Genomic DNA, 9,431 nt, shown 5'->3' with positions numbered 1-9,431 from the left:
ATGAAAAACGGCCCGCATCCATGCGGACCGCCCTCCGGGTCTTCGATTGCCTTCGCTAGTGCTCGGCTACGCACAGCAACAGCAACAGCCGAAGCCGAAGCCGAAGCCGAATCTTTACGACAAAGGCGAAAGCCGGTGTTGCCTGGCGTCGTGACCGGCGCCGGCTCAGGAACGGGCGCGGTCGCGGCTTGTGACCGAAGGAAATCCAGTAGGACGCCGCTCCTACCCCGAGCACCTGCCAGCTAGCTAAATCGAAGCGTCGCGGTCGCGGCTTGCGCCGCTCCTACCCCTGGGCACCGGTCAGCTGCGAAGTTAGATCGAAGCGGCGCGGTCGCGGCTCACGCCGCTCCTACAGGGTCTCGGGGGCAACGTTAATTACGCCGTCTGCGCGTCCTGCAATGCGGCGAAAAACCGCCGCGGGGCGCCATCGAAACCACCGTTCGACATGAACACGACATGGTCGCCGGCGCGTACGCGTTCGCTCAACGCGGCGATCAGGGCATCGGCGTCGGGCACGGTCACGCCCTCGCCGCGCAGGCCGGCGACGACCTTGCCGGCATCCCAGGCCAGTTCGGGCCGATGCAGGAACACCACGGTGTCGGCGCCGTCGAGCGACGGCGCCAGGGCGTCGGAATGCGCGCCCAGGCGCATCGAATTGCTGCGCGGTTCCATCGCCACGACGATGCGCGCGTTGCCGACGCGTGCGCGCAGGCCGGCGAGCGTGGTGGCTATCGCAGTCGGATGATGGGCGAAGTCGTCGTAGACGGTGACGCCGCCGGTTTCGCCGATCACTTCCAGGCGGCGCTTGACGCTGCGGAACGCGGCCAGGGCCGGCAGCACGCTGGCGACATCGACGCCGACCGCGTTCGCGGCGGCCAGCGCAGCCAGGGCGTTCATGACGTTATGGCGGCCGAGCAAGGGCCAACGCACTTCGCCGACTTCGACGCCGTCGTGGATCACCGCGAAGGCGCTGCCGTCGGCTTCGATCAAGCGCGCGGTCCATTCGAAGGCCGGTGCCGCCGATTCGGAGTGCAGGCCGAAACGCTCGACCGGGGTCCAGCAGCCCATCGCCAGCACTTCGCCCAGGCGCTCGTCTTCGCCGTTGACGATCAGGCGGCCGCGGCGCGGCACGGTGCGCACGAGGTGATGGAACTGGCGCTGGATCGCGGCGACGTCGGGGAAGATGTCGGCGTGGTCGTATTCGAGATTGTTGAGGATGGCCACCAACGGACGGTAGTGGACGAACTTGCTGCGCTTGTCGAAGAAGGCGGTGTCGTACTCGTCGGCTTCGACGACGAACTCGCGGCCGGCGCCGATACGCGCGGACACGCCGAAATCCTCGGCGACGCCGCCGATCAAAAAGCCCGGCTGGCGGCCCGCGGCTTCCAGCAGCCAGGTCAGGATAGTCGTGGTGGTGGTCTTGCCGTGGGTGCCGGCGACGGCGAGCGTGTCGCGGCCCGGCAGCACCTGTTCGCACAGCCACTGCGCGCCGGAGGTGTAGCGGCGGCCGTCGTCGAGGACCTGCTCGACCGCGGCGTTGCCGCGCGACAACGCGTTGCCGACCACGATCTCGTCGCAATCGGCGCCGATGTGTTCGGGCCGATAGCCCTGCTTGAGCGCGATGCCGAGCTGTTCGAGCTGGGTCGACATCGGCGGATACACCGCTTGGTCGCTGCCTTCGACCTCATGGCCGAGTTCGCGTGCGAGCGCGGCGACACCGCCCATGAAAGTACCGGCGATGCCCAAGATATGTAGCTTCAAGATCCGAGGTCCTGGATTAACGTCGAAGGTCCAACGCGAGCGGCTCCTGCACGGCACCGACGCCCCTCTCCCACCTGCGGGAGAGGGCAAGGGCTGAGGCCGCGGGAGTCGGCGTGCGCAGAAGCCCCACGGCTGCCGATCCCGCTACCGCGAAACCTGTGCGGTGGCTGGGAGGGCGAATGCCCTCACCCCAACCCTCTCCCGCAAGCGGGAGAGGGAGAAGAACTGGGGCGCGAATGCGACGCAGAAGAAACGGGGCTCAACCGACCGTCGGCGCCGGTTCCAGCGCTTCGATGATGCGGGTGAACACCACGTCCAGCGAGCCGACGCCGTCGACCACGGTCAGGCGGCCATGCTGGCGGTAGTACTCGATGACCGGCGCGGTCACGTCGTCGTAGACCTTCAGGCGCGTGCGCACCGCTTCCGGGCTGTCGTCGACGCGGCCCTGCTCGGCGGCGCGGCCGGCGATGCGCTGGACCAGCAATTCGGTCGGCACTTCGAGCTGCACGGCGAAGTCCATCGGCTGGCCGATCTTCTTCAGCAGCACGTCGAGCGCATCGGCCTGGGCCAGGTTACGCGGATAGCCGTCGAGAATGAAACCGCCGGCGGTGTCGGGACGCGAAAAACGGTCCTCGAGCATGCCGAGCAGGATCTCGTCGCTGACCAGGTTGCCGGCGTCCATCACCGCCTTGGCTTCCAGACCCAGCTTGGAACCGGCCGCGACTTCGCCGCGCAACAGATCGCCGGTGGAAATATGCGGCACCTGCAAATGCTCCTTAAGCCGCGCAGCCTGCGTGCCCTTGCCGGAACCGGGCGCGCCCAGAAGTACCAATCGCATCAACATCGCTCCTGAAAACTAACGAAATCGTCGCGGCCGGCGTTCGCCACGCCAGCCTCGCAGCCCACCGGCCGCACGAGGCTGGCCAGTCCGCGGGGCGGCGCTACACTCGGAGCCGCCATTCACCCGCCGGGCAAAATATTGCTGGCAGCTTACCGCAATCCGGCCGAAATCCTGGAATCCCCATGCCCAACGGAACTTTGCTGTACGCCCAATCCGGCGGTGTGACCGCCGTCATCAATGCCACGGCCTCGGCCGTGATCGAAACCGCCCGGGCCCGCAAGGTCAAGGTGCTGGCGGCCCGTAACGGCATCCTCGGCGCCCTGCGCGAGGAGCTGATCGACACCTCCCGGGAGTCGGCGGCGGCGATCCGCGCCCTCGGTCACACCCCCGGCGGCGCCTTCGGCTCCTGCCGGGTCAAGCTCAAGTCGCTGGAAGCCGACCGCGCCCGCTACGAGCGCCTGCTGGCCGTGCTCAAGGCCCACGACGTGCGCTGGTTTCTCTACAACGGCGGCAACGACTCGGCCGACACCGCCCTCAAGGTGTCCCGGCTCGCGGCCGAGTTCGGCTATCCGCTGACCTGCATCGGGGTGCCGAAGACGGTCGACAACGACCTCGCGGTGACCGACTGCTGCCCCGGCTTCGGCTCGGCCGCCAAGTACACCGCGGTGTCGGTGCGCGAGGCCGCCCTCGACGTGGCGGCGATGGCCGAGACCTCGACCAAGGTCTTCGTCTACGAGGCCATGGGCCGACACGCCGGCTGGCTGGCCGCGGCCGCCGGCCTGGCCGGCCAGGGCCCCGACGACGCGCCGCACCTGATCCTGTTCCCGGAGCGCCCCTTCGATGAGGCCGATTTCTTCGCCAAGGTCCGGGCCACGGTCGAACGCGTCGGCTATTGCGTGGTGGTGGCCAGCGAAGGCATCCAGACCGCCGACGGCCGCTTCGTCGCCGATGCCGGCGGCGGCCACGACTCCTTCGGCCACACCCAGCTCGGCGGCGTCGCCTCGCACCTGGCCGGGCGGGTCAAGGACGCCCTGGGTTACAAGGTGCATTGGGCCTTGCCCGACTATCTGCAACGTTCGGCCCGCCACCTGGCCTCCAAGACCGACGTCGAGCAAGCCCGCGCGGTCGGCAAGGCCGCGGTCGAGTTCGCGCTGAAGGGCCAGAATTCGGTGATGCCGGTGATCGTGCGCACCTCGGACGCGCCGTATCGCTGGAAGATCGAGGCCGCGCCGCTGAGCAAGGTGGCCAACCACGAAAAGAAGATGCCGGCCGGGTTCCTGCGCAAGGACGGCTACGGCATCACCGCCAAGGCCCGCGTCTATCTGGAGCCGCTGATCCGCGGCGAAGCCCCGCCGCCGTACGGCCGCGACGGCCTGCCCAAGTACGTGGCGCTGAAGAACGTCGCGGTGAAACCCAAGCTGCCGGCCTTCGAAGGCTGAGCGAACTGCGACGGCCGGCCGCTAACGCCATCGCGAAACCGGCCTGAGCGCGCCGCCCGCAACGGGCGGCGCTATCCTCGGGCGGCGGCGGGTCGCCGCCTCAAGGACCGCGTTCGATCATGGACAGTTGGACGAAGGCCGCCACGAAGGCCACCAAAAAAGCCGTACTGTCGGCCAGCCTCGCCGCCCTCGTACTGGCGGCGGCACCGGCCTGCGCCGGCGAGGGTTATCTGTTGCATCGCTACGGCGACAAACCCGCGCGCGGCCTGATCTATGCCGACAGCAGCTGGATCGGGACCGCTCTGTCGCCGGAAGAGGAAAGCCGGATCCTGTTCGCCGACGGCCCCGACGCGGCGATGAGCGCGCGCGAAGCGGCGCCGCGTTCGATCCAGGTGTTCGAGGTCATGGAACACAAGTCCGCGCCGGACAAGATCGTCCACCACCTGCAGTTCGACTGCGCGCGCGGACGGGCGCGCAGCACCGCGGTCGAGGTGTATTGGCGCAACGACACCGAAGAAACCCGGGCGCCGAGCCAATGGGCCGCGACGCCGGCCGGCTGGATGACCCAGGCGCAGCGCTTCGCCTGCGAGCCGGCCTCGCGCAAGCCCGAGCACGGCATGACCCCGCTCGACGGCGCGGCGAACCAGCTGACCGTGGTCGACCTGTCCTGGCAGCGCTTCTGGACCGACGGCAAACGGCCGCGCTACACCACCACCCGTTCCAAGACCCAGATCGCCGCGCGCCAGCAGGAGGTCGAAAGCACGCTCGCGCGCCTGTCCGGCGCGATGAACCAGGTCCACGCCGAACTGCGCGACCAGCAGGACGACGCCCGCGCCCAGGCCGAAGCCTCGGCGCGCAGCGCTCGCGCGAGCGAACGTCGCCAGCGCACGCCGAACCCGGCGCTGGAAAGCTGGATCGACGCGCCGCTGCAATTGCTGGTCGGCACGTGGGGCGATCCGCTCTCCTACCGCGAAGAAGACGACAGCCGCTGGCTGCACTACGTGCTCGGCGCGACCGGGCCGATGCGCGAGGCGACCCCATCGGCACCGGCCACGGAATCCGGCCGCTGCACGGTCAGGTTCATGGTCCGCAACGGCAGCGTCTTCGACTACACCACCAGCGGCGCGGGCGCATCGTGCAAGAACGCCGCCATCCCGGTCCGCTCCGCTTCGATATGAATGCGCGCCGGCATCGAGCACCGTTATCGGATAAGAGCGCATGATCGTGCATTGCCGCCGCCGCGACCTGTCGCCCCTATCCCGTACGCCATGACTGCCGAACGCCCCGTGCCGGCTTCGCTGCATCCCTGGATCGAACGCATCTGGGTGCAGGCGCGTCCGGCCGAGCCAGCGCGCGCCCAGCGCGAGCATTCCTTGCCGAACGGCGCGATGCATCTGGTCGTGCGCCTGGACGGACCGCCGCTGCGCTTGTACGCCGATGCCGACGATCGCATCGGCCGTCGCCACGCCGCCGCGACCGTCGCCGGCATCCGCGCCACGTACTGCATCAAGGACACCTCGACTCCGGCCGCATCGGTCGGTGCCGTGCTGCGCCCCGGCGCGGCGCTGGCCTTGTTCGGCGTGTCCGCGGCCGAGCTCGCCGGCCAACACGTAGCGCTGGGCGATCTGTGCGGCAATGCCGCCGAGCTGCTGTACGAGCGTCTTGCCGTAACCGACGATCCGCACCGTCGTCGCCAGGTGTTCGAGCGTTTCCTGCACGAGCGTCTGCGCCCGTTGCGCGGCCTCGACCCGCAGATCGCGCGGGCGGCAACCCGGCTCGAACGAGCCTCCGGCACGGACGACACCATCGCCGCGATCGCCGAAGCCGGCGGCCGCAGCCATCGCCACTTCATCGCCGGCTTCCGCGATGCGGTGGGCTTGGCGCCCAAGCGCTATGCGCGCGTGCAGCGCTTCCGCCGCCTGCTCGCGGCCTTGTCGGCGACGCCGCGGCCCGCATGGGCGCAGCTCGCGCTCGAGCAAGGTTATTTCGACCAGTCGCACCTGATCCGCGAGTTCCGCGAATTCGCCGGGGTCAGCCCGCGCGAGTACCTGGCCGCACCGCTGGCCGCGCCGCATCATCTGCCGGTCGGACCGGGCTAGGCACGCGGTTCTCCTACTCGACGACGTCGGTCAATTTTCTCCAATCCTCGCGAGCGGCCCGCAGCCATGCTGGCGCCGACATCCACCACGGAGCCCGCCATGGCCGTCCACGAGTTGTTTTCCTATCTGTGCGTCGGCGACGCCCAGGCCGCGATCGCGTTCTACTGCAAGGTCTTCGACGCCACCGAAAAATTCCGCCTGGTCGAACCCGGCGGCCGCATCGGCCACGTCGAACTCGACCTCGGCGGCACCACCCTGATGCTGTGCGAGGAATTCCCCGAGGTCGAGATCCGCCGTCCCGAACCGGAGCGCGGCCACAGCCACACCCTGCACCTGCATGTCGACGATGCCGACGAAGTGGTCGCACGCGCGGTCGCCGCCGGCGCGCACCTGGCGATGGCGCCGCGCGATCACTTCTACGGCGAACGCTCGGGCACCGTCATCGACCCGTTCGGACATCGCTGGAACATCGGCCACAGCATCGAGCAGATCGAGCCCGACGAAATGCAGCGCCGCTACGAGCAGGACCCGGATTGCTGAGGACGGCGAACCTAGGACGGCAGGCCGCGTCCCGCGCGGCCTGCATATCTGCGCGCACGGGCCGCTCGCAGCGGCGCGTGCCCATCGAGGCTTGGCGCGCAGGCGATGCTGCAGACGCCCGTGCGGGCGCGAGTTCAGTTTTCGCGGACGCCGCAAGCTGTGCGCTGCGTCAGGAATAGGCACACAGCACATTAACCATGCGGCGAAACCCGTTGAATCGCCTGGGCGATTGCGGCACTCTGCCATCGCGCGCGTTCATGCACCTAATGGCGGACGCACGGACGCTGAGTTTCGACACATCAAGGAGGCCTTCATGAAAGGCAAGCTGTTACCGCTGCTCATTCTCTTGCTGCCCTCGGCTTCGGCCCTGGCCGGCAAGTGCGAAGACAATTTCACCAAGTCCGGCAACCCGCTCAAGGGCACCGAGTATTCGACCTCGGTAACCGTGCCGGGCCTCAGCGTCGCCAGCGCGGTCGGCCAGATGAACAATATCGCCGTGTCCGACGGCATGAACGTGATCGACGCGAACAGCCAGACCGGCTCGCTGCTGCTCGAAGTGTCGCCGAACGTCGCCCATCGCGGCCTGCAGGTCTACGTGACCGCAGTGCCGGACGGCACCGTGACGATGTTGATGAAGACGCGCCGCGGCGCGCTCGCCAACGCCGACTCGATCAAGACCTCGATGTGCAAGATGCTGTACCAGCTCAAGCCCGGCAAGGCACCGCCGAAGGCCGCCGGCGGCGCCAAGCCGATCTCGATCTCGGCGATCAAGCTGGCCGACGAAGTCTCCAAGACCGTCGAAGACAACGTCGCGATGATCGACGTGCGCAACAAGGGCAAGACCTACCGCGTCAGCGGTTACTTCCTGGGTTCCGAATCCGGAAGCGGCGGCCTGAGCGTGTTCTACGACATGAAGCCCTCGTTGCTGCCCGGCTTCATCCCGAGCAGCCGCGACGCCATCGTCTTCACCCGCGTGATGTGCCACATGGCCTCGGACCAGCGCGGTTATTCGATGACTTTGCGCAAGGGCGACAAGCTCGACCTGGTCGGCACCTTCGACTCCTACCAGGCCGACACCCGCCTGATCCATATCGGCAACTGCCGGGTCGCCAAGTAAGCGCAGCGGCTTCGCAACGAAGCCGCCGCACTGAAGCGGGACGAAAGAAAGGGCCGCATTGCGGCCCTTTCTTTATGCGCGCCGTGGCGCGCGACGATTCTTCGGCTGAAGTCCGGCAGGCGCGCAGGCCTTCGCTCAGCCGCCGCAGCCCTGGCCTTCGACTTTCATTTCGGCAGCGAACATCGGAATCGCGGCGAGCTTGTTGGCCGCGGCCTTTTCCTTTTCGTCCTGCAGGTACAAGCGCGACTTGCCCTGCGCATCCAGGGTCGGCGGCACCGCGGCCGCGGCCGGCTTACGCCAGATCCGCACCACCGCCTGTTGCTGTGGGCAGGCGGCGCTGGGCACGCGGATCAGATCGTTGAACTTCCAGCCGCCGGCTTCGGAAGGCTGCGCCTTGGCGGCGTCGACGAAACGCGCACGGGGCTGACAGTTCGGGCTGATGCGCACGACCGCGAATTTGTAGGGATCGGCGGCCTGACCGGTGAATATCCCCTCGACCCGCGCGCAGGCTTCGGGAATCTGGCGCAGGGTGTGCAGGCGGGCGACCGCCTGGGCCGGGATCGGCCCGCGCTTGATCTCGGGCACCGGGTCGGCGGCGGTCGCGAGCGCAGGCAGGCCCGCGCACAGCATCGAAACGAATAAAACGGGAACGAATCGCATCGTCGGCTCCGGTCTCACAAGGCCGGCGCAGACTGGCACGCATTGGCTGAACCCTCGCCCGCCGGGGGCGGAAGCCCGGCCGACGGCGCTCACAGGCCCTAACCGCGAACGCGCCGGCCGCCTGCAAGCGGCGGCCGACGCGCGGGTCGACACTACCCGGGGTTCAACCGGCCGGGTTCATTCCAGCGGGATGGGGCACTGCTTCTGCACGCAGCACGACCAGCAATAGGCCTGGGTGTTGCCGGACAGCTTGCAGTCGTAGATGCACTGAGCCATTTCCGGCGTGATGCTGGACCCACCGGCCGCGGCGGTCAGCCCCAGCCCCATACCGAACACGAACACACAACATGCGATCAGCTTCTTGCTCATGGACATCTCCTGACTTGAGGTTCGATGGAAAACCCTTTCCTGTACTCAAGCGCACACCGGCATCGGCGCCGCAACGACGCGTCCGCCCGTGGCTCCCCCTGCGGGCCGTGCCCGCAGTGCGCATCGGCAGACCGTGGCGATTCCCTGGCCGGCACGATGCGCGCCATCGATCTAAGCGGCGCAGCGCAGGCAGTGTCAAACCGATGGCCTGTCGGCGCCGTGCGAGCGTCCGCGCGCCCATGCATGCCGCTGCGCCGGTCGCTGCGCACCGCGCGTATTCAGCTGCTGAGTCACAGCGCGCGCGTGCACGGGTCAAGGCGATAACGGGGTCGATCCCGGGAACGAACCGGAGCCGATCCGTGACTGCAGTCGCAGCCCCGCCGATGGCCGCTGGGCCCTTGCGCCAGCCCGCGGTCGCGAGGTTTCACCGGCCCAGTGCGTGTGCGATAGTCGCGACACCGCCGTGTTCGCAGCACGGCGTCGCTGCAATGCAACACGCATCAGCGCAAGAAGCGATTCCGCGGCACACCGGCCAACAGCTTTCCGCGGCACAACACGATCGACCCGTTGTCCTGTGATGTCCACTTCTACACTTGGGGAGGGGT

General features: G+C 68.2%; 9 protein-coding genes. 5 read left to right on the top strand and 4 right to left on the bottom strand.

Annotation, left to right across the window (positions count from 1 at the left end):
- Positions 1-375: 375 nt before the first annotated feature.
- Positions 376-1,764 carry a UDP-N-acetylmuramate:L-alanyl-gamma-D-glutamyl-meso-diaminopimelate ligase gene (mpl, locus tag EX88_RS0102080; protein WP_031370361.1) on the bottom strand — a complete coding sequence of 463 codons (1,389 nt, stop codon included), beginning with the start codon at positions 1,762-1,764 and terminating at the stop codon, positions 376-378.
- Positions 1,765-2,020: 256 nt separating this feature from the next.
- The gene (locus tag EX88_RS0102075; protein WP_031370360.1) at positions 2,021-2,599 is read right to left on the bottom strand and encodes an adenylate kinase; all 579 of its coding nucleotides are present in this window, start codon (positions 2,597-2,599) and stop codon (positions 2,021-2,023) included.
- 185 nt (positions 2,600-2,784) lie between these two features.
- On the opposite strand from EX88_RS0102075, the gene EX88_RS0102070 reads away from it, so the two are divergent.
- The 5 genes from EX88_RS0102070 (at position 2,785) to EX88_RS0102050 (ending at position 7,797) form a co-directional block, all read left to right on the top strand.
- Entirely contained in the window at positions 2,785-4,041 is a 1,257-nt protein-coding gene (locus EX88_RS0102070; protein WP_031370359.1) for a 6-phosphofructokinase, read from the top strand.
- Between the two features lie 119 nt (positions 4,042-4,160).
- Complete coding sequence (locus EX88_RS0102065; RefSeq protein WP_031370358.1) at positions 4,161-5,219, top strand: hypothetical protein; 1,059 nt, start codon at positions 4,161-4,163, stop codon at positions 5,217-5,219.
- A 90-nt stretch (positions 5,220-5,309) separates the two neighbouring features.
- Positions 5,310-6,140, top strand: a complete 831-nt coding sequence (locus EX88_RS0102060; RefSeq protein WP_031370357.1) for a helix-turn-helix transcriptional regulator — start codon at positions 5,310-5,312, stop codon at positions 6,138-6,140.
- A 99-nt stretch (positions 6,141-6,239) separates the two neighbouring features.
- Complete coding sequence (locus EX88_RS0102055; protein ID WP_031370356.1) at positions 6,240-6,680, top strand: VOC family protein; 441 nt, start codon at positions 6,240-6,242, stop codon at positions 6,678-6,680.
- A gap of 313 nt (positions 6,681-6,993) precedes the next feature.
- On the top strand, positions 6,994-7,797 hold the full coding sequence (locus EX88_RS0102050) for a hypothetical protein (protein ID WP_031370355.1): 804 nt from the start codon (positions 6,994-6,996) through the stop codon (positions 7,795-7,797).
- A 135-nt stretch (positions 7,798-7,932) separates the two neighbouring features.
- On the opposite strand, the gene EX88_RS0102045 is transcribed toward EX88_RS0102050, so the two are convergent.
- Entirely contained in the window at positions 7,933-8,457 is a 525-nt protein-coding gene (locus EX88_RS0102045) for a hypothetical protein (protein WP_031370354.1), read from the bottom strand.
- A gap of 177 nt (positions 8,458-8,634) precedes the next feature.
- Entirely contained in the window at positions 8,635-8,826 is a 192-nt protein-coding gene (locus EX88_RS0102040; RefSeq protein ID WP_152566055.1) for a hypothetical protein, read from the bottom strand.
- Between the last annotated feature and the right edge of the window lie 605 nt (positions 8,827-9,431).

Origin of the sequence: Lysobacter antibioticus (genome assembly GCF_000731095.1) — a bacterium.
GTDB lineage: Bacteria > Pseudomonadota > Gammaproteobacteria > Xanthomonadales > Xanthomonadaceae > Lysobacter > Lysobacter antibioticus_B.
Note: the sequence above shows the minus strand (reverse complement) of the source record. Positions and strands in the feature narration are given on the sequence as shown.

Coding starts and splice junctions, on each gene's coding strand:
- EX88_RS0102075 (WP_031370360.1), bottom strand. CDS start 2,599: ATGCGATTGGTACTTCTGGGCGCGCCCGGTTCCGGCAAGGGCACGCAG.
- EX88_RS0102070 (WP_031370359.1), top strand. CDS start 2,785: ATGCCCAACGGAACTTTGCTGTACGCCCAATCCGGCGGTGTGACCGCC.
- EX88_RS0102065 (WP_031370358.1), top strand. CDS start 4,161: ATGGACAGTTGGACGAAGGCCGCCACGAAGGCCACCAAAAAAGCCGTA.
- EX88_RS0102060 (WP_031370357.1), top strand. CDS start 5,310: ATGACTGCCGAACGCCCCGTGCCGGCTTCGCTGCATCCCTGGATCGAA.
- EX88_RS0102055 (WP_031370356.1), top strand. CDS start 6,240: ATGGCCGTCCACGAGTTGTTTTCCTATCTGTGCGTCGGCGACGCCCAG.
- EX88_RS0102050 (WP_031370355.1), top strand. CDS start 6,994: ATGAAAGGCAAGCTGTTACCGCTGCTCATTCTCTTGCTGCCCTCGGCT.
- EX88_RS0102045 (WP_031370354.1), bottom strand. CDS start 8,457: ATGCGATTCGTTCCCGTTTTATTCGTTTCGATGCTGTGCGCGGGCCTG.
- EX88_RS0102040 (WP_152566055.1), bottom strand. CDS start 8,826: ATGAGCAAGAAGCTGATCGCATGTTGTGTGTTCGTGTTCGGTATGGGG.